The organism is Massilia sp. BGA-UO-ETr-WB1, from assembly GCF_059567845.1.
Genome location: NZ_JCAQOT010000021.1, coordinates 570327 through 595004 on the forward strand (window position 1 = coordinate 570327; position 24678 = coordinate 595004).

The 24678-nt window shown below is 68.1% G+C and carries 18 protein-coding genes; 5 read left to right on the forward strand and 13 right to left on the reverse strand.

Features of this window, described 5'->3' with window-relative positions:
• Positions 1–54 precede the first annotated feature (54 nt).
• Positions 55–648: a plasmid fertility inhibition factor family protein gene (locus tag AC56DV_RS07275; RefSeq protein WP_496313618.1), complete on the forward strand. Its 594-nt coding sequence runs from the start codon at positions 55–57 to the stop codon at positions 646–648.
• A 241-nt stretch (positions 649–889) separates the two neighbouring features.
• On the opposite strand, the gene AC56DV_RS07280 is transcribed toward AC56DV_RS07275, so the two are convergent.
• Positions 890–3592, reverse strand: a complete 2703-nt coding sequence (locus AC56DV_RS07280) for a bifunctional acetate--CoA ligase family protein/GNAT family N-acetyltransferase (protein WP_496313619.1) — start codon at positions 3590–3592, stop codon at positions 890–892.
• 516 nt (positions 3593–4108) lie between these two features.
• On the opposite strand from AC56DV_RS07280, the gene AC56DV_RS07285 reads away from it, so the two are divergent.
• Positions 4109–5092 (forward strand): sodium:calcium antiporter, encoded by a 984-nt coding sequence (locus AC56DV_RS07285; RefSeq protein WP_496313620.1) that lies wholly within the window; start codon positions 4109–4111, stop codon positions 5090–5092.
• The gene (locus tag AC56DV_RS07290) at positions 5089–7782 is read left to right on the forward strand and encodes a cation-translocating P-type ATPase (RefSeq protein ID WP_496313621.1); all 2694 of its coding nucleotides are present in this window, start codon (positions 5089–5091) and stop codon (positions 7780–7782) included. Before AC56DV_RS07285 ends, AC56DV_RS07290 begins: the two co-directional genes overlap by 4 nt.
• 29 nt (positions 7783–7811) lie before the next feature.
• Here AC56DV_RS07290 and AC56DV_RS07295 read toward each other — a convergent pair whose 3' ends face one another.
• Complete coding sequence (locus AC56DV_RS07295; RefSeq protein ID WP_496313622.1) at positions 7812–8402, reverse strand: hypothetical protein; 591 nt, start codon at positions 8400–8402, stop codon at positions 7812–7814.
• Between the two features lie 346 nt (positions 8403–8748).
• Here AC56DV_RS07295 and AC56DV_RS07300 point away from each other — a divergent pair, with 346 nt between their 5' ends.
• The gene (locus tag AC56DV_RS07300) at positions 8749–10050 is read left to right on the forward strand and encodes a hemolysin family protein (protein WP_496313623.1); all 1302 of its coding nucleotides are present in this window, start codon (positions 8749–8751) and stop codon (positions 10048–10050) included.
• Position 10051: 1 nt separating this feature from the next.
• Complete coding sequence (gene chrA, locus AC56DV_RS07305; RefSeq protein WP_496313624.1) at positions 10052–11389, forward strand: chromate efflux transporter; 1338 nt, start codon at positions 10052–10054, stop codon at positions 11387–11389.
• Here the strand turns inward: chrA and AC56DV_RS07310 are convergent.
• The 11 genes from AC56DV_RS07310 to AC56DV_RS07360 all read right to left on the reverse strand — a co-directional run bounded on the left by AC56DV_RS07310 (position 11311) and on the right by AC56DV_RS07360 (position 24608).
• Positions 11311–13173: a DAHL domain-containing sensor histidine kinase gene (locus AC56DV_RS07310; RefSeq protein WP_496313625.1), complete on the reverse strand. Its 1863-nt coding sequence runs from the start codon at positions 13171–13173 to the stop codon at positions 11311–11313. The two genes, chrA and AC56DV_RS07310, sit on opposite strands and share 79 nt — an antisense overlap.
• A complete protein-coding gene (locus AC56DV_RS07315) occupies positions 13170–14147 on the reverse strand; it encodes a cytochrome-c peroxidase (protein ID WP_496313626.1) in 978 nt (325 codons plus the stop codon). The genes AC56DV_RS07310 and AC56DV_RS07315 overlap by 4 nt, the downstream gene beginning before the upstream one ends.
• Positions 14148–14169: 22 nt before the next feature.
• On the reverse strand, positions 14170–16314 hold the full coding sequence (locus AC56DV_RS07320) for an EAL domain-containing protein (protein ID WP_496313627.1): 2145 nt from the start codon (positions 16312–16314) through the stop codon (positions 14170–14172).
• A gap of 20 nt (positions 16315–16334) precedes the next feature.
• Positions 16335–16721, reverse strand: coding sequence for a response regulator (locus tag AC56DV_RS07325; RefSeq protein ID WP_496313628.1), 387 nt, complete (start codon positions 16719–16721; stop codon positions 16335–16337).
• 54 nt (positions 16722–16775) lie between these two features.
• On the reverse strand, positions 16776–17414 hold the full coding sequence (locus tag AC56DV_RS07330; protein WP_496313629.1) for a response regulator transcription factor: 639 nt from the start codon (positions 17412–17414) through the stop codon (positions 16776–16778).
• Positions 17411–19621, reverse strand: coding sequence for a sensor histidine kinase (locus AC56DV_RS07335; protein WP_496313630.1), 2211 nt, complete (start codon positions 19619–19621; stop codon positions 17411–17413). Before AC56DV_RS07335 ends, AC56DV_RS07330 begins: the two co-directional genes overlap by 4 nt.
• 65 nt (positions 19622–19686) lie before the next feature.
• Positions 19687–21540 (reverse strand): DAHL domain-containing sensor histidine kinase, encoded by a 1854-nt coding sequence (locus tag AC56DV_RS07340; protein WP_496313631.1) that lies wholly within the window; start codon positions 21538–21540, stop codon positions 19687–19689.
• Between the two features lie 123 nt (positions 21541–21663).
• Positions 21664–22386 carry a GGDEF domain-containing protein gene (locus AC56DV_RS07345; protein WP_496313632.1) on the reverse strand — a complete coding sequence of 241 codons (723 nt, stop codon included), beginning with the start codon at positions 22384–22386 and terminating at the stop codon, positions 21664–21666.
• Between the two features lie 4 nt (positions 22387–22390).
• Positions 22391–22780 (reverse strand): DUF1987 domain-containing protein, encoded by a 390-nt coding sequence (locus AC56DV_RS07350; protein ID WP_496313633.1) that lies wholly within the window; start codon positions 22778–22780, stop codon positions 22391–22393.
• Positions 22781–22797: 17 nt separating this feature from the next.
• Complete coding sequence (locus AC56DV_RS07355; RefSeq protein WP_496313634.1) at positions 22798–23355, reverse strand: SiaB family protein kinase; 558 nt, start codon at positions 23353–23355, stop codon at positions 22798–22800.
• A gap of 14 nt (positions 23356–23369) precedes the next feature.
• Positions 23370–24608: a SpoIIE family protein phosphatase gene (locus tag AC56DV_RS07360; protein ID WP_496313635.1), complete on the reverse strand. Its 1239-nt coding sequence runs from the start codon at positions 24606–24608 to the stop codon at positions 23370–23372.
• Positions 24609–24678: the final 70 nt, after the last annotated feature.

The window sequence follows — 24678 nt, forward strand, 5'->3', positions numbered from 1 at the left end:
ATCGGGCCGGTAAAATCCACTGCACTACTGCAGACGACAAAATAAGGAATGAACATGAAATTTCTCGCGGGGCTGCAAGACATCGATGGCGTCCCTGGCGCCGTGTTCAGGGTGCCAACGGCACACCGGGGCGACGTCCATCTGTGCGTCACGCGCAGCGCCACAAGGAACGAGCACCGCGCGGTACTGGTCGTGGACGCGCAACGGCTTCTGAACATTTGGCAGCAGCCCTGGAGCGGCGACCACGAGGTGGCAAATCTCGATCCAGGCGCTTGGCAGAAACGCAAGAACTACGCCGCCGTCGAATCTGCCTTCGGCCAAGGCGAGGGGCAACCTGTCCCGCTCCCGAATATCAATGGCTGGGTAGTCCAGGAAGAGCGTGCCACCTACAGACGCTGGCTCGGCCTGGTGAGGAGGCGCGTAGGCACCCAATCACAATATCGACAAGCCCTGTCGATAGTCGACGGCATCGTCCGCACCACCTGGCTGCTTGCCGCAGGGGCAAGGCAGTTCCCGGTGGAGTGCACGACCGGCAACGCGCAACTGCTGTTGCAGTGGATGGGGAGCGCGGGGAGCCAGTTCCTCACCATAGACCAGCTCGTACCGGCACCCCTGGTGTCGGACCCATCGTTGATGCGGCGTCCCTGAATCGACGGTGGCGCCGGAGCAAGTAAAAGGATGGATCTCGATAGCATATCCAGCGTAGGCTGCCATTCAAGAATATATTGCACCGGCGGGTGGCTTCCTCTGCATTAATGGCCCGTGTTCAAGAATTTGCCCGACGTCGCCAAACGGTGCATCCACTCTAACTTGTTGATTTTTAGCGGCCGAGCCGGAGGCACCTCGGAATATCGACTTGAAAAGCTGCGCCCGGGTCCGAAAAAACGGGCTAGGCGAGACCGTTGGCGTCATCCCCGCGCCAGTCCCGCATTAACATCCGCAGCGCGGGGCCGTCCCCGGCGTCGAACTCCACCGAAAAGCCCAGCGCACGGGCCAGGGACAGCATGCGTTCATTGTCGTGCAATACGCTGCCCCGCATCTCGACGAGGCCCCGCGCCTTACAGTAGTCCAGCAGGCACTCCATCAGCAGCCGTCCCAGCCCGCTACCTTTCAGGTCGGTGCGCACGGTTACGGCAAATTCACCGCAGATATTGTCCGGGTCTATCGCCACCCGCGCCACGCCCAACGTTTCCGACTGGCCGCCGGCGCCGGTGCGGACGGCCACGAAGGCCATCTCGCGCGCATAGTCGATCTGCGTGAAGCGAGCCAGCTGCGCGGGTGATAGTTCGCGCAAGGCCCCGAACATGCGGAAATGTACGTCCTCGGCGCTAAGCGCGGCGAAGAAGGCTTGATGGGCGGGGCCGTCCTCGGGGCGGATGGGCCGTATGCACAGCTCCTCGCCCCGCCATGCGACGCTGCGCGCCAGCTGGTCCGGGTACGGCAGGATCGCCAGCCTGGCATACCCTGAAACGCCAGCCGCGACCGGCGCCAGGCGGATGCGCGCATCGAGCGCCAGAACGCCGGAGCTGTCGGCCAGCAGCGGGTTGATGTCAAGCTCGGCCAACTCGGGAATGTCCGCCGCCAGCTGGCCCAGCCGGATCAGCACGTCATATAGCGCCGCCAGGTCGGCGGGCGGGCGGTCGCGGTAGCCCGCCAGAAGCCGCGCCACGCGGGTGCGCCCGACCAGATCGCCCGCCAGCACGCGGTTCAGCGGCGGCAGCGCGATCGCCTGGTCGGCGGTTGCCTCCACCGCAACGCCGCCTTGGCCGAACAGCACTACGGGGCCGAACACGGGATCGGCGGAGATGCCGGCGATCAGCTCGCACGCCTGCGGACGCCGAGCCATGGCCTGCACCGTGTAGCCAGCCAGCTGCGCGCCAGGCTGATGAAGTTCCAGCCGCTGGCGGATGCCGGCCATGGCCGCTTCCAGCATGGCCGGATTGGCTATGTCGAGCACCACGCCGCCAACGTCGGACTTGTGGCTGATCGCCGGCGCATGCAGCTTGAGCGCGACGGGGTAGCCTATGCTCGCGGCTGCGGCTATCGCCTCGGCCTCGGTGGCTGCCCGCACGGACCGCACCACCGGTATGCCGTACGCGGCCAGGATGGCAAACGCCTCCTGCGCCGCCACATGCGTCGTGCCGCGCGCCAGCAAGGACCGCACGACCGCCTCCGCCGCAGAACGGTCCACCGCGCCGGCAGCTGCCGCAGGCACCTGCATCAGCAAGCGCTGGTTGTGCTGGTACTGCACCAGGTGCATAAACGCTTGCACCGCCGCCTCGGGCGTGTCGAACACCGGAAGACCTGCATCCAGACACAGCTTGCGCGCTTGCGCCACGCTGTCGCCGCCCACCCAGCATGTCAGCACCGGGCGCGCAGCCGCGCACATCAACGGCATCAGCGCTTCGGCGATCTCCGCACTGCCGACGATGGCGGTGGGGGCATGTATCAGCAGCACTGCATCTGACGCGTCGCCTTCCAGCAGTATTTTGAGCGTATCGGCATAGCGCGCGGCTGGCGCGTCGCCGATGATGTCGACCGGGTTGCCCCGCGACCAAGTGGCCGGCAGCACGGCGTCCAGAGCGGCGAGCGTGGCCGGTTGTAACCGCGCGAGTTCTCCGCCCCCCGCGATCAACGCGTCCACCGCCAGTACGCCGGGGCCACCGCCGTTGGTCAGTATCGCCAGGCGTTCGCCACGCAGCGGACGGCGCCGCGCCAGCATCACCGCAGCATCGAACAGGTCGCCGGTGCTATATACGCGCAGCATGCCTGCCCGGCGCAACGCCGCGTCATACACCAGGTCGGCGCCGGCCAGCGCGCCGGTATGGCTGAAGGCCGCGTGCGCCGCTTCCGCCGCGCGGCCCGCCTTGACGATCAGCGTCGGCTTGCCCCTTGCCGCGCTGCGCGCGGCGGACATGAATTTGCGCGCCTCGCGCACGCTTTCCGCGTACAGCAGGATGGCGTCGGTGCCGGGATCGCCTGCCAGGTAGTCCAGCAGGTCGCCGAAGTCGACATCGCTGCCGTCGCCCAGCGAAACGAAATTGGAAAAGCCGATGCCGCGCGCCCGCGCCCAGTCCAGCAAGGCCGTTACCAGCGCACCCGACTGGGAAACGAAGGCCAGCCGTCCCGGCAGGGCGGAGGCCGGCGCGAAACTGGCGTTCAAGCCGATGCCGGGCACCAGCAGGCCGACGCAGTTAGGGCCAAGGATGCGTAGCAGGTTCGGCCGCGCCGCGTCGAGCATGGCCTGACGCAGGCTACCGCCGGCGGGCGCGGTCCCGTCCAGCCCTGCGCTCAGCACGACGGCGGCGCGGCAGCCGCGCGCGCCCAGCGCGGCGATCAGGCTGGGCACGGTGACGGCCGGCGTGCAGATCACGGCCAGATCCGGGCTGCCCGGCACTTGGCCAATGGAGTGGTATACCCGCTGCTCGCCGAAGCTGCTGTATTTGGGATTGACAGGATAAATCGCTCCCTTAAAGCCGCCGGCCATGATGTTCCGGTACACGGTGGCCCCCACGCTGCCCGGCCGCTGCGACGCACCGATCACCGCGACGGAACGTGGTGCGAACAGGTATTTCAGGTTGCGGACGCTCATACATGCCTTGGCTTGAAAGGTGGTACCGGCAAGGGGCCTGGCCAGAATTCGCTACGCGGCCGAAGCGCCCGGGAGGCCAGGGTGTGACGGCCACCGACGCGACCGGACGCGACCACTCCCATCGGGCGGCGCATGCCTTCCTTGCCGCCGGGGCAAAGCGTGGTGACGCGGCGCCGGCTTGTTGACAAGCGAAATCACGGCCCGTCGACCATACACCGCCGCCTTCATTTTACGCATGGGCGGCCTGCTGGTGGACAAACACCATGGTACGCCGCAAATGTCCTGTGTTTCGCCTGATGTGTCGTGCGGACGCGGCTAATTTCGCACAATCCGGGATATTTGATTCAGATCAAAGAAATTGACGATAGGACTGCCGTAAGATCAGACCACCATTAGCAGTGTCTTGGCCCCCTCGCGCATGGGTTCACAAACCTGTTCTGACTGCAAGTCGTCCGGATTTGGCCGCGTCCCAGCGGCGAGACGCATTTTTTCGGTTGTGCCTAGCGAGGAGTCCGAGTGCCTGTCATTCCCACCGACATCCTTACCCTGCTGGCGGCGATTCCTTTGGCAGCGCTGGGCGGAGCTAGCTTTCTTAAAGGCATGTTGGCCATTGCCGCGTGGTCACGTCTGCCCAATATGTTGGTCGCGACTACCCTGGCCGCCTTTGCAACTTCCAGTCCGGAAATGGCAGTGTCAAGTTTAGCGGCCCTGTCCGGAAAACCCGGGATCGGGCTGGGCGACGCACTTGGCAGCAACGTAGTGAATCTAGGTCTTATTCTGGGGTGCGCGCTGCTCTGCGGGCCGCTGGCGGCGTGTTTCGTGGAGTGCCGGCGCGACATTCTGCTGGCCGTGGCCGTGCCATTGCTCACATTGATGCTCATGCGTGATGATTTGCTTTCTCGCGCCGAAGGCCTGCTGCTCCTGGCACTGTTCGCGCTGTGGATGATGCTGGCGGTACGGCAAGCCATTGCCCATCGCCGAGATGCTCCGGGCAGTGGCGAGCACACCATCAGCGCCGCCCGCGCGTGGCTGCTCTTGTGTGTTGGCCTGGCGGCGTTGATTTTGGCCGGCCGGCTGTTCGTCTCAGGCGCCTCCGGCATCGCCCTGGCAATGGGCTTGCATCCCTATGTCATCGGCGCGACGCTGGTGGCGATTGGCACCTCTTTGCCGGAATTGGTGACCGTCTTGCTGTCCCGCTTGCGCGGCCACGACGATGTCGGGCTTGGCACGCTGTTGGGCAGCAGCCTGTTCAATGGGCTTGCGGTCGTCGGTGTGGCGGCCACGATACACCCCATATCGGCACCGCGTGCCGAGGTAGGCATCGCGCTCGCGTTCGGCACGATAACGGTGTTGCTGGTGGTGCCGCGCGGCGGCATGCTACGTCGGCGGCGCGGCCTCGCCTTGCTTGCCGCCTATAGTGCTTTTGTTGTTATGACGGCAAGCGAAGCATCTTCGCCGGCGCCGGTGGACGCCTCGGCGGTACGGCGGGCAAATCCATGAGTCAGCAAAACAGGCCGCAGCCGCATCCGTGGCACGCGATCGATGCGGACGCCGCGGTGGAACGGCTGGGCAGCAACAGCGAAACCGGACTGTCGTCTCACACTGCGGCCCAGCGCGCCATCGAGTACGGGCCAAACGCGTTGCCGGAGGCGGCCACGCGCCCGGTTCTTCTGCTGTTGCTGCGCCAGTTTCTAAGCCCGTTGATCTACATCTTGTTCGTCGCCGCTGCGCTGGCGGCCGGCATGGGCCATTGGGGCGATGCGCTCGTGATCCTCGGCGTGGTGCTGGCGAATGCCTTGATTGGCACGTACCAGGAGGGCCGCGCCGAACGCTCGATGGCCGCGCTGCGCAAGCTCTCGACGTTGCAGGCGCGCGTGATGCGCGATGGCCGCGAATTGGCTGTGGCGGCATGCGATCTGGTGCCCGGAGACATATTGTTGGTCGCCGCCGGCGACGCGGTCGGGGCGGATGCCCGTCTGATAGAGGAATCGGCATTGGCCGTGGCCGAGGCCACACTGACCGGTGAATCCGTCCCGGTGTCCAAGGACATCGCGTCTCTGCCGGAAGCGACTGGCTTCGCGGATCGGCGCAACATGGTGTTTTCCGGAACCTATATCACTGCCGGACGGGCCCGTGCACTGGTGACGGCCACCGGCGTCCACACCGAGGTGGGAGGGATCGCCCGGCTGACCGAAGGTGCCGAAGAGTCAAAAACGCCGCTGGAAATGCGCATCGCCCAATTCGGCCGCTACCTTGTGTTCGCGGCCCTGGCGCTTTTCGGCTTCGTGATGGCGCTGGGCCTGGCGCGCGGCTTGCCGTTTTCCGAAGTGCTGATGGTCGCGATCAGCCAGATGGTGTCGGTGATCCCGGAAGGCTTGCCGGTGGCGATGACGATCGCGCTCGCCGTCGGCATGCAGCGCATGGCCGGCCGCGGCGCCATCATCCGGCGCCTGTCGGCAGTCGAGACGCTGGGTTCAATCACGGTGATCTGCAGCGACAAGACGGGCACGTTGACGCGCAACGAAATGACCGTCAATGCACTCTGGTTCCCTGGTGGACGCACCATAGACATCACGGGCGTCGGCTATGCGCCGGAAGGGGAATTGAACGGCACGGGACCCGCGCACTCCGCCGCGGATGTCGAGCTGACCCAGTTGCTGGAAGCGATCGTGCTTTGCAACGACGCAGAGCTCGTCCCACCTGAAGGCGAATCGGCGCAGTGGACGGTGCTCGGCGACCCGACCGAAGCTGCGTTGCTTGTCGTGGCCGCCAAGGGCGGCGTCGAGGCCGGCGCCTTGCGCCGCGAGCGCCCTCGCATCGCCGAGATCCCATTTGATTCCGACGCGAAGATGATGGCGACCCGGCATGGCGGCACTCCGGGAACCGCAACGATATACCTCAAGGGAGCGCCAGAGGCGGTACTGCGGCTATGCAGCCGGGATGGGCAAGACGCCCTGCGCGCGGCGCGCGACACGGTCGAGCAGATGGCCGGCCGTGCCCTGCGTGTGCTGGCTGTCGCGCGCATCGATGACTGCCCGCTCGACGCCATCGCCAACTTTGACGAACTGGCCGGACGCGCCACGCTGCTTGGCCTGGTTGGCCAGATCGATCCGCCTCGCGAAGAGGTCAAGCTGGCGGTGGCGGCGTGCCGTGCGGCAGGAATCCGTCCCATCATGGTCACCGGCGATCACAAGCTCACTGGACTGGCCATTGCGCGTGAATTGGGGATCGCGCTGGACGGCGACAGAGGCGTCGATGGCGCCGAACTGGAGCGCATGAACGACGCCGAGCTACTGGAAGGGCTCGAGAACATTGCGGCGTTCGCGCGCGTCCATCCGGCGCAGAAACTGCGCATCGTGGCGGCGTTGCAGTCGCGCGGCGACGTTGTCGCCATGACCGGAGACGGGGTCAACGACGCCCCTGCCCTGGCCACCGCCGACGTTGGCGTCGCGATGGGCATCACCGGCACCGAGGTGGCCAAGAGCGCCGCGAAGATCGTCATCAGCGACGACAACTTCGCCACCATCGTGGGGGCGGTCGAACAGGGACGCGTGGTGTACCGCAACCTCAAGAAGGTGATTCTGTTCCTGTTCGTCACGTCGGTCGACGAAGTGCTGCTGCTGTTGCTGGCGCTGCTCGCCGGCTATCCGCTGCCGCTGGCGGCGGTGCAGATACTGTGGATCAACATCGTCACCGAAAGCACACTGACCGTCAATCTGGTGATGGACCCGCCGGACGGCGACGAGATGAGGAACCCGCCGGTGCCGCGCAACGACCGCCTGCTGGACAATGCCATGCTTTGGCGCATCGCGACGCTGACGCCGATGGCGGTTGCCGCCACATTCGGCTGGTTCGTCTGGCGGCAGTCGGAAGGACTGCCTTATGACTTGGTGCGGACCGAGACCTTCACCGTGCTGGCCCTCTGCCAGTGGTTCAACGTCTTGAACTGCCAGTCGGCCTCGCGTTCGGCCTTGAAGTTCGGCATCCTGCGCAATCGCTGGCTGATCGGCGGCCTGGCGCTGAGCGTCGCACTGCAGGGAGCCGTGCTGTACTGGGCGCCGCTAGCGGCATTGTTCCATACGGTACCTATTCCGCCCGCTGATCTGCTGCCGCTGGTGGCGCTGGCCAGTTGCGTGTTATGGGCCGAGGAACTACGCAAATGGGTGGTGCGGGTTCGCCGCGCTGTCTGATGCTCCATGCCGTCCGCCCAACGCCGGTGTCAAGCGTTGACCTGGGGCCCGCCGTCATTGGTCATATCGTGTGATATCGAGACGCCGTTGACAAGCAGTTCGACGCGCATGCGCGCCAGGTTAGTCAACACCTGCATGCGGCGCCATATCGGCCACCAGTCATACAGGAAGATCTGTATCGGACGCCAGAGCGCGACCCACCCGACAATGGTCAGGCCCTCGCGCAGCACCGAATGCAACGGCGACGAGCCTTGCGTGCGCAACAGGTCAGCCAGCAGCATGCACAGGACGACGAAGCCGCATCCGATCAACATGCTGAGCCGCCCCTGCCATAACAGATCCCTCAGGTCGCTTTTCGTCGCTTGCGCGCGAAAAGCAAAATGATGGCACACAGCGCGGGCGATCCTGCTGCCGTGCTGGCCGCTCGAGGGCGCGGCCTTTGAATGGATCGAGAGCTGCAGCTGGCTGTGTGCGGGAAATTTGCTCGCCCACTTCTCGATGTACTGCTCGGCGGACGGGTCGAGCTCCTGGGTGAAAAAAGGCGCGGGATCGAGCGAATTGAATAGTTCGTCAAGTACATTGACCTTTAACTGAAGGCGGTGCATTGGCAGATGTTCCATGGCTGACGCGACTCCGTCCGAATGACGCACCAAAGGCTGGCCACTGGCCGTGCGCGTCCCGCGCTTGTGCCAACGCCGCCTTTGCCCAAGAATTCAAATCGACTACGCGGGAACCCAGACCCCGCCTGTCAGCATACCATCGACGGGCCCGTCCGGCACCGAGCTCCAGTACGAGGCCGGGATCATCGGCGAGCGTGCCCGCACGCCAGGCGCACGGGTATGCCGATGGGGGCGGCGGGATTTCACACCGGGCGCTGCCCGGCGCCTGCCGCCGCAAGCATCCCGTCCCGCTGGTCTATAATGGTCCGCTTCTCAACAACGAGGTGTGAACGCCGCACCTTTGCATATGGAAATAGCCATACTGTTCGGTCTGATCGTGCTCAACGGCCTGTTTGCGATGTCCGAAATCGCGCTGGTCACGGCGCGCAAGATACGCCTGTCCAAGCTCGCCGACGCCGGCGACAACGCCGCCAGGGCGGCCCTCGAACTGGGCGAGGACCCGAACAAATTCCTGTCCACCATACAGATCGGCATCACATCGATCGGCGTGCTCAACGGCATCGTCGGCGAAGCCACGCTCGCCAAGCCCTTCGGCCTGTGGCTGCAATCGCTGGGCATGGCGCAGCAAGTATCCGAATACGCCGCCACCGGCCTGGTGGTGGTGGTGATCACGTATTTCACCATCGTGGTGGGCGAGCTGGTTCCCAAGCGGCTGGGCCAGATCAACCCCGAGTCCCTGGCGCGCCTGGTCGCGCGGCCGATGCTGCTGCTCGCGGCCCTGGCCAAACCGTTCGTGATCCTGCTGTCCGGCTCCACCCAGCTGGTGCTGCGCGCCCTGGGCGTGAAGCATGCCGGTCCCGCCGCCATGACCGAGGAAGAGCTGCACCTGATGCTGGAGGAGGGCTCGGACGCCGGCATCATCGAGCAGCAGGAGCACCAGATGGTGCGCAACGTGTTCCGCCTGGACGACAGGCAGATCGCCTCCTTCATGGTGCCGCGCGGCGACGTCATTTACTTCGATACCGGCGACGACCTGGAAACCAACCTGCAGCGCTTCGAGTCCAGCCACTACACGCGCTACCCGGTGCTGCAGGACGGCTGGGGCAAAATCCTGGGCGTGGCCAACGCGCGGCAGATGCTGTCCCAGACCCTGCGCGGCCAGTCGCCCAACCTGCTGGAAAACCTGCAGGATCCGGTGTTCGTGCCGGCCTCGATCACCGGCATGGAACTGCTGAAGAACTTCAAGCACTCCGGCGTGCACATGGCCTTCATCGTCGACGAGTACGGCGAGATCCAGGGCATCGTCACTCTGCAGGACGTGATGGAAGCGATCGCCGGCGAGTTCAAGACCCACAGCGTGGAAGACGCCTGGGCGGTGCAGCGCGACGACGGTTCCTGGCTGCTGGACGGCCTGATCCCCATCCCCGAACTGAAGGACAGGCTGGAAATCGGCGCCGTGCCGGAAGAGGAGCGCGGCCGCTACCACACCCTGAGCGGCATGCTGATGCTCCTGCTGGGCAGCATCCCCGCCACCGGCGAACGCTGCACGTGGAGCGGCTGGTGCTTCGAGATCGTGGACCTGGACGGCCTGCGCATCGACAAGGTGCTGGCCAGCCGCGTGGTCCAGCCATCCGCCGCGGCAGGCTGACATGGACCACCGCCCCCCCGCCCCGGTCGGCTTCGGCGAGGCCTTCCGCTTCTGGCTCAAGCTGGGCTTCATCAGTTTCGGCGGCCCGGCCGGGCAGATCGCCATCATGCACCAGGAACTGGTGGAGCGCCGCCGCTGGATATCGGAGCGGCGCTTCCTGCACGCGCTCAATTACTGCATGCTGCTGCCCGGCCCCGAAGCGCAGCAGCTGGCCACCTATATCGGCTGGCTGATGCACCGCACCTGGGGCGGCGTGGTGGCCGGCGCGCTGTTCGTGCTGCCTTCGCTGCTGCTGCTCACCGGGCTGTCGTGGGTGTATATCGCCTACGGCGACATGCCGCTGGTGGCCGGCCTGTTCTACGGCATCAAACCGGCGGTGACGGCCATCGTGCTGCAGGCGGCGCACCGCATCGGCGGCCGGACGCTGAAGAACGGCTGGCTGTGGGGCATCGCGGCCGCATCCTTTGCCGCCATCTTCGCCGGCGGCGTGCCCTTCCCCGCCATCGTGCTGGCCGCCGCGCTGGCCGGCTATGCGGGCGGACGCTTCATGCCGGACAAGTTCCAGACCGGCGGCGGCCACGGCGCCGCGCTGCAGTCCTTCGGCGCGGCGCTGATCGACGACCACACGCCCGCGCCCGCGCACGCGCGCTTCAGCTGGCGCAAGCTGGCGTTCATCGCCGCCGCCGGCGCCGCGCTGTGGGCGGTGCCGATAGCCGCGCTGACGGCCATCTTCGGCTGGCAGCACACGCTGACGCAAATGAGCTGGTTCTTCACCAAGGCCGCGCTGCTCACCTTCGGCGGCGCCTACGCGGTGCTGCCCTATGTCTACCAGGGCGCGGTGGACCATTACGGCTGGCTCACCGCCGCGCAGATGATGGACGGCCTGGCGCTGGGTGAAACCACGCCCGGCCCGCTGATCATGGTGGTGGCCTTCGTTGCCTTCGTGGGCGGCTACGCCAAGGCCGCGCTGGGGCCGGACCTGCTGTTCCTGGCCGGCGCCGCGGCGGCCGCGCTGGTGACCTGGTTCACCTTCCTGCCGTCCTTCCTGTTCATCCTGGCCGGCGGCCCGCTGGTCGAGTCGACCCACGGCGACCTGAAATTCACCGCGCCGCTGACGGCCATCACGGCCGCCGTGGTGGGCGTGATCGTGAACCTGGCGTTGTTCTTCGGCTACCACGTGCTGTGGCCGCAAGGCTTTGCCGGCCGCTTCGACTGGCTGTCCGCGCTGATCGCGCTGGGCGCCGCCGTGGCGCTGCTGCGCTACAAGGTCAACGTGGTGCACGTCATCGCGGCCTGCGCGGCCAGCGGGCTGGCGCTGCGGCTGGCCGGCGCCGCATAGGGCGGCATCTGGGCCGGCTGCTGCTGCAGCGGCAGCGTGATGCGGAAGCGGCTGCCCGCGCCTGGCGCGCTTTCGACGTCGATGCGGCCGCGGTGGTTCTGCACGATGCCGTACGATAGCGACAAGCCCAGCCCCGTGCCCTTGCCGATGGCCTTGGTGGTGAAGAAGGGATCGAAGATGCGCGGCAGCACGTCGCCGGCGATGCCGCAGCCGTTGTCGGCCACTTCGATCCAGCCCTGGCCGTCGGCCACGCCGGTGCGGATCGTGATCAGGCCGCGCTCCGGCCCCACCGCATGGCTGGCGTTGACCAGCAGGTTCATGAACACCTGGTTCAGCTGCGACGGCATGCATTCCACCTCCGGCAGCGGGCCGTATTCCTTGCGCACGTCGGCCACCTTGCGCACTTCGCCGGCGATGATGTTGAGGGTGGAGTCGATGCAGCGGTGCAGGTCGGCCCATTCCCACTGCTGCAGCGCGTCGGTGCGCGAAAAGTCCTTCAGCGACTGCACGATCTTGCTGACGCGGCCCATGCCGTCGCGCGATTCCGCCAGCAGCACGGGAATATCCTCGCGCAGATAGTCCAGCTCCAGCCGTGCGCGCTGCGCCTGCAGCCGCGGCGCCAGGCCGGGAACGGCGGCCATGGCCGGTTCGGCATCCTGGTAGATGGCCAGCATGTCGAACAGGCGCCCCAGGTACTGCTCCAGCATGTCGGCATTGGAGGCCAGGAAGCCGAGCGGATTGTTGATTTCGTGCGCCACGCCGGCCGCCAGCTGGCCGATCGAGGCCATCTTCTCGGACTGCACCAGGCGCCCCTCCAGCTGCTTGCGCTCGGCCATCTCGGCCTGCAGCTGGCCGTTGGCGCGCAGCAGTTCGCCGGTGCGCTCGCGCACCGCCGTCTCCAGCCCCTCGTTGGCCTGCAGCAGCTGATTGTTGACGCTGTTGATGATGGCGTGGCTGCGCACCAGGCGCCAGCCCGCGTACAGCAGCAGCGCGGCCAGCGCCGCCGACAGCAGCAGCAGGCCGGCGCGGTGCTGCTGCATCTGCTGCGCATTGCGCTCCTGCTCGCGGTTGAGTAGGGCGCTGATCTGGTCCATGTGCGTGCCTGTGGGCGCGGCGGCGATGCGCGCCAGCAGGCCGTGCACGGCGCGGTGCTCGCGCAGCACGGTGCGCACGTGCAGGGTGAACAGGTCCAGCCGCTGCGCCAGCTCCGGCGCCAGCGCGCGCCGCACCGCCGCCAGCCCGGCCAGTTCCACTTCAATTTCAGCCATGTGCTCGTCGGCGCCGGTCTGGTTGTGCACCAGCGTGGCCAGCAGCACCTTGCTGGCGGCCGCTGCGGCATGCCCGGGGGCGCTGTCCGGCGCCTGGCCGCGCGCCAGTTCCGCCAGCTCCCCGGTGGCGACCGGCAGGAAGGCCAGCGAGTTGCGCAGCACCGCGTTGTGCGACTTGAACGATTCGATCAGCGCCGCCTTGCGCGACAGTTCGCGCGCCAGCGCCGCCACGCTGTCGGCCGCGTCGGCGCCCGTGTTGAGCTGCTGCGGCAGCGCCTCCAGCATCGGCAGGGGGTTGACCAGTTCGTCGTAGCTCTGGTTGATGCCCAGCTTGGACTTCATCGCGTCCAGTTCCCATTGCGCGTCGAGTTGCTTGATCTGGCGCAGCCGCGCCACGTTCTCGAAATAGACGGAGGCGCCGTAACCGGGGGACTGCCGGTACAGGAACAGCAGCGCGCCCGCCAGCGCCACGCCGAGAATGGCGCCCAGCAGGGGCAGCGGCAGCCTGGGCTTCATGGCCGCGCTCCCGGCAGCACTGCCGGCTGCGCATCCAGCGTGGCAAGGAACTGGGCAATCAGCGCCTTGTCCTCCGCGCTGCCGGGACGCCCGAGCTGGTACTTGAACATGACGTCGATGGCCTGCTCCAGCGTGGCGGCCGAGCCGTCGTGGAAATAGGGTGCGGTGCGCGTCACGTTGCGCAGGCTGGGGACTTTGAAGACGTATTTGTCTTCCTCGCTGCCGGTGACCGCGTAGCGCCCTGGGTCCGGCCGCGCGGCCGGCTTGCCCGTCCCGCCGCGCGCCGCGTAGTCTGCCATCACGCCAAATTTCTGGAACATGTTGCCGCCCACGTTCACGCCCTGGTGGCAGGCGATGCAGCCGTACTGCTTGAAGCGCGCATAGCCAGCCCGCTCGGCGGCGCTGAGGGCGCCATGCTCGCCGCGCAGGTAACGGTCGAAGCGCGAGTTGGGCGTGATCAGGGTGCGTTCGAACGAGGCCAGCGCGTGCTCGATATTGGCGCGCGTCACGCCGTCCTTGTAGGCGGCCGCGAAGCCGCTGCGGTATTGCGGATCCTGCTGCACCTTGCGCACCACGTCCGGCCAGCGCGAGCCCATTTCGGCGGGGTTTTCCACCACCAGGCCGATCTGCGCCTCCAGCGTGTCGGCGCGGCCGTTCCAGAACTGCTTGAAATTGAGCGCCGCGTTCAGCACGGTGGGCGCGTTCAGCGCGGCCGGCTTGCCGTCCAGCCCGAGCGACACGCCGCGGCTGTCGGCGCCGCCGCGCGCCACGTCGTGGCAGCTGGCGCAGGACACGCGGTTGTTGGCCGACAGGCGCGTGTCGTTGAACAGGCGGCGCCCCAGCGCGGCCTTGGCCGGATCCTGGCGCAGCGATTGCGGCACCGGCTGGATCGGTTCGTGTACGGGCGCGGCCAGCGCCGGCGCGCACGCCGGCAGCAGCGCGGCCAGCATGAATCGGGAAAGGCGGATGGGCACAGGATCTCCTGCGGCGGCGGCGTCAGGCGCACTGCGCCTGGTCGGCGCTGGACAGGCCGTGCAGCTGCCAGTAGTGGCGGAACGCGGCGCGGATATTCTCGCGCAGCATGCGGTTGTCCCAGGGCTTGGTGTAGAAGCGGTACAGCGAGCCGCGGTTGATCGATTCCATGATGGTGGCCAGGTCGGTGTAGCCGGACAGGATGATGCGGAAGGTGTCCGGGTACATGTCCTTCACCTTGTCGAGCAGCTCGGTGCCGCTCATCTCCTCCATGCGCTGGTCGCACAGCACCAGCTGCACCTGGTGGCGCGCCAGCATCTCGAATGCCTGGGCCGCGCCGCTGGCCGTGAGCACGCGGTAGCCGTCCTGGCGCAGCAGGCGCTGCAGCGCCGACAGCACGTTCGGCTCGTCGTCGATCAGCAGCAGCGTGCGCACCGGCGGCGCGGCGCTCTCCGGCAGCGCCAGGCTGGCGCCGTTCAGCAGCAGGTGCTGGAACTGCATGGCCGGCACCGGCCGGCTGAAGTAGTAGCCCTGTATCTGGTCGCAGCGGTGGCGCGCCAGGTGGGCCAGCTGGGCCTCGGTCTCCACGCCTTCGGCCACCACTTCCAGGCCCAGGCTGTGCGCCATGGCGATGATGGCGTCCACCAGCGCGGCGTCGCCCGGGTCCACCGTGACGTCGCGGATGAAGGCGATGTCGATCTTCAGCGCATCCACCGGGAAGCGCTTCAGGTAGGCCAGGCTGGAGTAGCCGGTGCCGAAATCGTCGATGGCCACCTTGACGCCCATGGCGCGCAACGCGGCCAGGGCGCTGGCGGTGCGCTCGGTGTCGTCCATCAGCGCGCTCTCGGTCACTTCCAGCGCCAGCAGCTCGGGCGCGATGCCGTGCGCCGCGATGGCGCTCGCCACCGTGTGCTGCAGGCCGCTGTCGGAAAACTGCCGGCTGGCCACGTTGACCGCCACCGGCACCGGGCCGCCCGGGCAGAGCGCCCACAGCGCGATCTGGCGGCAGGCCGCGTCGATGACCCAGGCGCCGACCTCCACGATCAGGCCGGTCTCCTCGAGCAGCGGGATGAAGGCCGACGGCGACACCGGGCCGTAGCCGGGGCGGTTCCAGCGCAGCAGCGCCTCCGCGCCGACCATGCGGCCGCTGCTCACTTCCACCTTGGGCTGGTAATACAGCTCGAATTCGCCGTTGGCCACCGCCAGCCGCAGCGCGCGCTCGAACTCGAAGCGGCGCTGCGCCTGCACGTCCATGGCGTCGGTGAAGAAGCGGCAACTGCCGCCGCCGCCCTGCTTGGCCTGGTGCAGCGCGGTGCTGGCGTACTTCATCAGCGTGGCCGCGTCGGCCGCGTCGGCCGGGTGCAGCGCGATGCCGATGCTGGCCGTCAGCAGCGTTTCGCCTTGCTCCAGCTGGAACGGCTGGGCGCAGCAGTGGCGCGCCTGCTCGGCGGCCTGCAGCGCGTCGTGCTGCGTGGCCAGGCCGCTCAGCGCGATGGCGAATTCGTCGTTGCCGAAGCGGCTGACCACGCTGCCTTGCGGCGCCCCCTGCTGCAGGCGCTGGGCGAACTGGCGCAGCAGCGCGTCGCCGGCGGCGTGGCCCAGGGTGTCGTTGAAGCGCGCGAAGCCGTCCAGGTCCAGCATCAGCACCGCGCTGGAGCGGCCGCCGCCGGCCGCCAGCATCTGTTCCAGCGAGCGCTGGAACAGGGTGCGGTTGGGCAGGCCGGTCAGCGCGTCGTAGCAGGCCAGGCGCGCGCCCTGGTCGCGCGTGCCGGTGTACAGCAGGCGCACCTCCAGCAGGTTGCGGATGCGCGCCAGCACCTCGCCGTGGTCGAACGGTTTGCAGATGAAGTCCATCACGCCGGCGTCCAGCGCGCGCTGCTTGTGCTCGGGGGCCGCCGTTATCGCCAGCACCGGCAGGTACTCGCCCGCCTCCACCTCCTTCAGCCCCTCCAGCACTTCGAAGCCGTTCATGAACGGCATGTTCAAATCCAGCAGGATCAGGTCGTAGCGCTGCGCGCGGTGCCGCGCCACCACGTCGCGCGGGTTGCTGGTGGAGTCGACGCGCCGGTAGCCGGCGTGCTCCAGCAGGGTTTTCAGCAACAGCACGTTGGTGGGGCGGTCGTCGACGATCAGGATGCCGGCCTGCTGCAATTCGGACAAGCTTGCCATGATGTTCTCCAGTGCTGTTTTTAGACCCAGCCCGTGCGGGCGGCGGCGATCGCCTCCAGCAAGGCCTGGTCGTTCATCGGCTTGAGCATATAGGCCAGCGCGCAGCCGCGCAGCACGCGCGCCTGGCCTTCCGCCGAGTGCTGGCCGGTGACGGCGATCACGCCGGTGCGCGGCGCCAGTTCGGTCAGGCGCTGCTGCACCTCGAAGCCGGACATGCCCGGCATGTGCAGGTCCAGCACCACGCAGAACGGCGCGCCGCTGCCGTCCTGCAGCGCCGCCAGCAGCGCGGCGCCGCCGTCATAGTCGCGGGCCGGGATGCCTGCCGCGCGCAACAGCCGCAGCAGGGCGCGCCGGATGGCTGCTTCGTCGTCAACGATGGCAACCCAGGGAAGTGTGGTGGTGTCCATGACTGGCAAGATAGCGCGCCCGGCCAAGGCGCGATATTGGACCTTGGCCCAACGCTACGGCGTGCGCAGCCTGTCGGCCAGGCGCACCAGCGCGGTCAGCGAGCGCACTTGCATTTTCTGCATCACGCGCGCGCGGTGCACCTTGACGGTTTTTTCCACCGTGCCCAGTTCGGCCGCCACCTGCTTGTTGAGCAGGCCCTCGACCAGCAGCGCCATCACCTCGCGCTCGCGCGGGGTCAGGCTGTCGTAGCGCCGGCGCAGCGCGTCGCGTTCGGCGTCGGCCGTGCGCAGCAGCACGTTGAGCTCCAGCGCGGCCTGCACCGCCGCCATCAGCTGGTCGGCGTCCACCGGCTTGGTGAGAAAGTCGAAGGCGCCCTGTTTCATGGCCCGCACGCCGCTGGCGATGTCGCCATGGCCGGTCAGGAAGATCAGCGGCAGCACGCTGCCCTGCGCCGCCAGCGCCTGCTGCAAGGCCATGCCGTCCATGTCAGGCATGGACAGGTCCAGCACCAGGCAGCCCGGCGCGGCCGCGTTGCCGCTGGCCAGGAAGGCCTGCGCCGACTCGTAGGGCGCCACGGCGAAGCCGGCCGAGGCCAGCAGCCGCGTCAGCGCCTTCTGGATGGCCGGCTGGTCGTCCACCACGAACACCTGCGGCGGCGGCCGGACCGGCGACGGCAGCATGGCGCCGTTCATGCTGGCGCTCCCGTTTCCTCTGCCGCCTGGGCGCCGGCCAGCGGCAGCCGGACGTGGAAGCTGGCGCCGCCGTCCGGATTGTTCTCGGCCCACAGCTGGCCGCCGTGCGCCGTCACGATGCTGCGGCAGATCGACAGGCCCAGCCCCATGCCGCTGTCCTTGGTGGTGTAGAAGGGCGCGAACACCTGCTCCAGCGCGGCGCCGGGAATGCCGCTGCCGCGGTCGGCGATGCAGATGCGCACCCAGCCCTCGCCGTCCAGCGCGGTGCGCACGCCGATGGCCTTGCCGCCCGCCTCCGTCATGGCCATGGCGTCGCAGGCGTTCATCAGCAGGTTGATCAACACCTGCTGCAGCTGCACGCTGTCGGCCATCACCTGCGCGCCGCCCGCGCCCAGCACCGACGACAGCGCCACGCCATGGCTGAGCAGGTCGTTGCGCAGCAGGCGCAGCACGCCGATCACCAGCTGGTTCACGTCCACCGGCTGCAGCGGCGCCTCGCGCTTGTCGAACAGGCGCCGCAGGCGGCGGATGATTTCGCCCGCGCGCTGGTCCTCGGCCACGATGTCGGCCAGGATGGCGTCCACCTCCGCCAGGTCCGGGCTGGCCTGGCGCAGGAAGCGCTGCGCCGCCTGGGCGTTGCTCAGGATGGCCGTCAGCGGCTGGTTCAGCTCATGGGCCAGCGCGCCGGACAGCTCGCCCAGCGTGGCCACCCGCGCCAGGTGCGTCACCTCGCGCTGCTTCTGCTGCATTTCCAGCTCGGCCAGTTTGCGCTGCGTGATGTCGAGCGCCACGCCGCGCACCAGCTGCGGCGCGCCGTCGCTGCCGGCCTCGCTGCTGCCGCGCGAAGCCACCCAGCGCAAGCCGCCCTGCGGCAATTCGACCCGGTATTCGATCTCGTAGCGCACGCCCCGGCTGGCCTGCTCCAGCACGCGCCGCACGGCGGCGCTGTCGTCCGCGTGCACGCGCTGCAGCAGCGCCTCCACCGACACCGGCTCGTCCGGGCCAAAGCCGAACAGCTCGCGCCAGGAAGCCGACACCCATATCCGCTGGCGCGCCAGGTCGCGCACCCAGATACCCATGCGCGCCGCCTCGGCCGCCAGCGCCAGCTGCTGTTCGCTCTCGCGCCGTTCGGCGTGCGCGGTGCGCACCGTGGCCGCCGCCTGCTGCAGGGCCAGGCCCAGCTCATTGGCCTCGCGCAGCGCCAGCGGCGGGATCACCGGCACCTCGCCGGAGGCCACCGCCGCCGCCGGGCCGGCCAGCGCGCGCACCGAGCGCGCAATGCCGCCGCCGATGCGCCAGGCCAGCCCCAGGCCGAGCGCCAGCGCGGCCAGCGTGGCGACAATCAGCCAGGCCAGCGAACGGCGCAAGCCGGCCGTCAGCTCGTCCAGCGGGATGCCCAGCGCCACGCTCCAGCGGCTGTGGGGCGAGCGGCTGTACACGGTGTACACCGGGATGCCGTCCAGGGTAGTGGTCTCGAATCCGCCCTCGTCCGACAGGTCCAGCTGGCGCTGCAGGGCCGGCGTGGTGGAACGGCCGGCAAAGCGCGCGATGTCGTGGCTGCGCGCGGCGATCTTGCCGGCGCCGTCGATGATGGCGGCGCGCCAGCTGTCGGGCAGCTTGCGTTCCGCCAGCAGACCGGCCAGCCGGTCCGGCGAAGCGGTGGCGTTGAGCGACATGGCGATGGCGCCGTCGCGCCGGATCGGCACGCCGATGGTGTAGATCAGCTGTCCGCCCACGGGGGACGGGAACAAGTTGGACACGCCGGGACGGCCGGTGGCCAAGATGCGCTCGAGCAGCGGCGTGCCTGCCAGCTTGGGCAGCGGCTCGCCGTAGGCGCGCCGGGTCGATAGCAGCAGGCTGCCGCCGGCGTCGATCAGCACGATGCCGTCGCCCTCGATATTGCGCAGCGCCTCGACGGCGCGCGCGTGGAAACCGGCCAGGTCGCCGCGCTGCAGCTGGTGCGAAGTGCCCAGCGCCTGCAGCGCCGCCTCGGTGCGGCCAAAGCCGCCATCCACGGCGGCCATGATGGAGCGCGCCTGGCCGACGGTGCTGGCCAGCAGCTGCGCGCCTTCGCGGGTGTAGAAATCGACTATCAAAAAGCCAGCCACTGCGGCCATGGGCAAGATGCAGCCCACGGCAAGCAGGGCGAGGCTGGCGCGCACGCCGATGGCTTGCCTGCGTGGGGGCTGCGGCTCGGACGAGCGCATGGGCGGTACACCTCCTGCGGGCGGGAACGACGCTTCGATTCTATTGCAGAACCGGCATCATGTCGCTAATTTTCGCCGCTCCGCCGTAGCGGCAAAGTGACACGGAAGGTGCTGCCCGCGCCCGGCGCGGACCGCACGTCGATGCGGCCCCGGTGCTGCTGCACGATGCCATAGGAGAGCGCCAGGCCCAGGCCCGTGCCCTGGCCGATGTCGCGCGTGGTGAAGAAGGGATCGAATATGCGCGGCAGCACGTCGGCCGCCATGCCGCAGCCGTCGTCGGCCACTTCGAACCAGGCCTGCCCGTCTTCCATGCCGGTGCGGATGACGATGCGGCCGCGCTGCGGGCCCACGGCCTGGCAGGCGTTCTGCAGCAGGTTCATCACCACCTGGCTCAGCTGCGAGGGCATGCATTCGATGTCCGGCAGCGCGCCGTACTGCTTGACCACGTCGGCCTTCCGCTGCAATTCGCTGGCGATCAGTTCCAGCGTGGCGTCGATGCAGCCGTGCAGGTCGGCCAGCTCCCACTGCTGCTGGGCGTCGCTGCGGGCGAACTCCTTGAGCGCCTGCACGATCTTGCTGACGCGGGCCATGCCCTGGCGCGATTCGCGCAGGATGTCCGGGATGTCGTCGCGCAGATAGTCCAGCTCCAGCCGCTGGCGCTCGCGCTGCAGGCGCTCGGCCAGCGCGGGCGGGCCGGACATGGCCTGCTCGGCCTCCTGGTAAATGGCCAGCATCTCGAACAGGCGTTCCAGGTACTCTTCCAGCATGGCCGCGTTGGCGCCCAGGAAGGCCAGCGGGTTGTTGATTTCGTGCGCCACGCCGGCCGCCAGCTGGCCGACGGAAGCGAGCTTCTCGGACTGCACCAGGCGTCCCTCCAGCTGCTTGCGCTCGGCGATTTCGGTCTGCAGCTGGCCGTTGGCGCGCAGCAGCTCGCCGGTGCGCTCGCGCACCGCCGCCTCCAGTCCTTCGTTGGCCTGCAGCAGCTGGCCGTTGACGCGCCTGATGATAGCGTGGCTGCGGATCAGGCGCAGCGCCGCGTACAGCAGCAGCGCCGCCAGCGCCACCGACAGCAGCAGCAAATACAGGCGCTGCTGCTGGACCCGGGCGATGCTGTGCTGCTGCTCGGCGGTGAGGATGGCGCTGATGCGGTCCGCATGCGCGGCCGCCGGCGCCGCCGTGATGCGCAGCAGCAGGTCCCGCACGGCGAGCCGTTCGCGCACCACGGTGCGCGCGTGCACGCCGATCTGCTCGAGCCGCTGCGCCAGCGCCGGCGGCAAGGGGCGCGCAGCGGCCGACAGCACCGCCAGCGCCAGTTCGATGTCGAAGAAGGCCTCGTCGCTGGGCTTGCCGTTGTAGACCAGCGTGGCCAGCAGCACCTTGTTGGCGGCCGCGCCGGCATGCCGCACCGCGGCGCTGCCGCCGTCGGCGCCCATTTCCACCAGCTCGTCGATAGCCACCGGCAGGAAGGCCAGCGAATTGCGCAGCGCATCGTTATGGACCTGGAACTGCGCGATCAGCCCCGCCTTGTGCGCCAGCGCGACCCGCAGCGCAGCCACGCTGGCGTCCAGCGCCCCGGGGTCGGCCTGGCCGGCCGGGGCGATGCGCAGCAGCTTGGGCAGGCGGTCCAGCTCGCGCAGCGTGGCGGCCAGGGCGTCGCCGTCCTGTTTCAGGCCGAGCCGGGCCTTGAGCACGTCCGACTCCCAGGTGGCGTCCAGCTCCTTGATCTGGCGCAGCAGCGCCACGTTCTCGTAATAGTCCGACGCCGCGCTGCGGCGGTCTTGCAGGGACAGGTACAGCAGGGCGCCGGCCAGCAGCGCCGCCAGCAGGCCCAATGGCCACCAGCCCCGCGCGCGCGGGGCAAGGCCGGCGCCCGGTTCCCCGGCCGGCTTGCGGGTGAAAAGCTGCTGTAGTGCGCGCATGGGCGTAACGCCTCCTCGCTGCTGATCAGGTCGAGCTCGATTGTAGTGAACTATTGCCCCGGTGTCGCAGCTAAATTTGCCGGACGCCCGCGGCGGCGCCAACCGGTTCGCCCCGGCCCCGGGTCAGCAGCTGGCCGATGGCGCCAGGCGCACGCAGTTGCGGCCGGCGCGCTTGGCGTCGTACAGCGCCTCGTCGGCGCGCAGGTAGGCCGTGTCGAACGGCGTGCCGCACGGGTTCCAGCTGATGCCCACGCTGGCCGTCACCGGCCGGTCGATCGGCGCGGCGAACACTTCGCGCGCGATGGCGTGGCAAATGCGCTCGCCGAGCACGGCCGCCTCGGCCAGGTGGCGCGTCGGCAACACCACGGAGAATTCTTCGCCGCCCACGCGCCCCACCGCCACCTGCTCGCCCAGCAAGGCACTCAGGCAACGCACCACGGCCTGGATCACCGCGTCGCCGGCCGGGTGGCCGAAATCGTCGTTGACCTGCTTGAAATGGTCGATATCGAGCACGATCAGCGCCACGTCGTCCTGCTCCAGCAGGCGGCTGGCGCGTTCGATCAGCGCGGCGCGGTTCAGCGCCCCGGTCAGCGGGTCGTGCGTGGCGCGGTACTCCAGCTGGCCGGCCAGCTCGTGCAGCTGGCGGTTCAGCTGGTTCATGTCGCGCTCGGCGCGGTCGCTGCGGCGGATCAGGCGGCGCGTCTCGCGCATCAGGCGCTCGTAGTGCACCATCATCTCGCCCAGCACGCGGCGGTAGTCGGCAGCGCCGGCGCTGTCGTCCTCGTGCGCCGCGCGCGCGGCGGCCAGCACCGCGCTCTCGGCGGCGAACAGGTCCGGCTCCATCATGGCCTCAGTTGTGCGCCACGGGATGGTTGACGAACTCCAGCGCGCCGAAGTCGTCCTGCAGCTCCTGGCCGAATTCGAGGATGGTGTCGTCGTCCTCGTCGTAATACCAGTTCAGGCGCACCGCGCTGCCGTCCACGGCGGCCTGGTTCAGCGCCTCGAACAGCGTGAACAGCATCTTGGTGCTGGAGCTGTTGAAATAGGCCAGCGACACGTTGACCGTGATGTCGGCCTGGCCGCACGCGGCCAGGTAGGCGCGCACCTGTTCGATCACCGGGCCGTAGAACAGCGCGGCGTTTTCCGGATAGGACTCGCCCTTGATCGACAGCGTGTGGCGGTCGAAGCGGAAGTCGATCTCCGGCGAGGTGGGGGAAGCTGAGATGTAGTAGGGTTCCATGTCGTAGGTTTTCTTTTTCAGATAATGGCCTTGATGCAGAACACCGTGGTATCCGGGTCGTGCGTCTCCTTTACGAACTCGAACTCCAGCGGCGCGCTGGCGTCGCGCGCCATGGTCAGGAAGCCGAGGCCTGCCCCCTTGCTGTCGGCAGGGGTTTCGTCGCGCAGCGCCTTCTTGTAGGCGGATTTGATTTCTTCCATCGTCATGCTGTGCAGCGGCTCCAGGCGCGCGCGGATGTTCTCCACGCTCTCGGTCGACACCGGATTGGCGCACAGCAGGAAGAAGCTGTCATCGCGCATGCCGATGCAGAACGAGCCGCGCCGCATCTGGCTGGTCAGCGCGTCGTCCGGGGTCAGCGTGTCCGACGAATAGTGCATGATGTTCTGCGACATTTCGACGAAGGACGAGAAGATGCGGCGCCGCGTCGGCCCCGCCGCGCCGGCCGTGTCCAGCCGCGCCTTGATGGTTTCGGCAATCGCGGCCACCACGTGCTGCGAGAAGTAGCCGGCGTAGAAAAAGATGATGTTGCGCTTGCGCGCCACGTCCCAAAACTCGTTGAATTCTTCGTAAAGCAAAATCGTTTCCTTCCTTAGGGGCGGCAGCAGAAAAAGGTGAGGTCGTCGCGGCGCGGCTGCGCGCCTTGCCAGGCCTGGAAGTCGTCCAGCAAGGCCTGGCTGAGCTGCGCGGACGGCGCGGCGCGCTGCGCCAGCAGCACGTCGCGGATGCGGCGCTTGCCGTAGGCGATCTCGCGCGGCCCGCCGATCTGGTCGACCAGGCCGTCGGTGGTGACGAACAGCAGGCTGCCCGGCGCCACTTCCACCGTGCGCGCGTTCCAGCTGAAGCCGAACGGCGTGTCCACATAGCCCACGCCCATGCGGTCGCTGTCGAGGGTTTGCAGCGGCGTGTCCGAGTCGTCCAAGGCCGGCGGCACGATCTGCAGCGCCAGGCGGGCGCCGGCGAAACTGAGCTTGCGGCTGGACTGCTCGAACCACAGGAAGGCGGCGTCCATGCCGTCGTCCGATTCAGTGGCGCCGCCCTGCCCTTCCATCTGGCCCAGCATGGATTTCACGCCCCGGCTCACTTCCGCGATGAGCGCGGCCGGATCGCGCGGGCCAAGCGTCTGCAAGGCCTGCGTCAGGATGGACGAGGAAATCAGGGTCATGAAGGCGCCCGGCACGCCGTGGCCGGTGCAGTCGGCGATGGCGGCGAACCAGCCGTCCTCGTATTTGGCGAAGTAGTAGAAGTCGCCGCCCACCACGTCGCGCGGCTGCCATACCAGGTGCGCGTCCGGCAGCGTGTCGGCCAGCGCCGCGCGCGAGGTGCGCAGCATGGCGCGCTGGATCACGCTGGCGTAATCGATGCTGTGCATGATCTGGCGGTTTTTCTCGGCCTGCATATTGGCCACCACGTTCATCAGCTGCAGGCCGAAGCCCACGCCGCCCAGGGCGCCGCCGCGCGTGATGATGAAGCCGTCCGCCAGCGCCTTCTCGCCCGACTCCACGGCGCGGAAGGTGAGCGCCTCGATGCTCATGGCCGCGTCCACGATCAGCGGCTCCTTGTCCATGAAGGCGATGCAGCTCTTCTTGCCGTACACCTCGTGGTAGAAGGGCTTGGACATCTGCGACATGAAGATGTTGCGGCTGATCAGGCCGATCGGGCGTTCGTTCTCGATGACGGGAAGGCTCATCAGGTCGCGCCGTTCGGTAAACAGTTCCAGTACGCCGAAGTTGCTCATGTCCGACTGCACGGACACGGTTTCAATGCACAAATCGGCCGCCGTCGACAGACGGAAGCGGGGCAGATCCAGGCGCGATGCGTTGAACTCCACAGCCGGTTCCTTTAGAAAAAAACGGCCCGCACCGGGGAGTGTGCGGGCCAAAACATCCATTGGGAGAGAG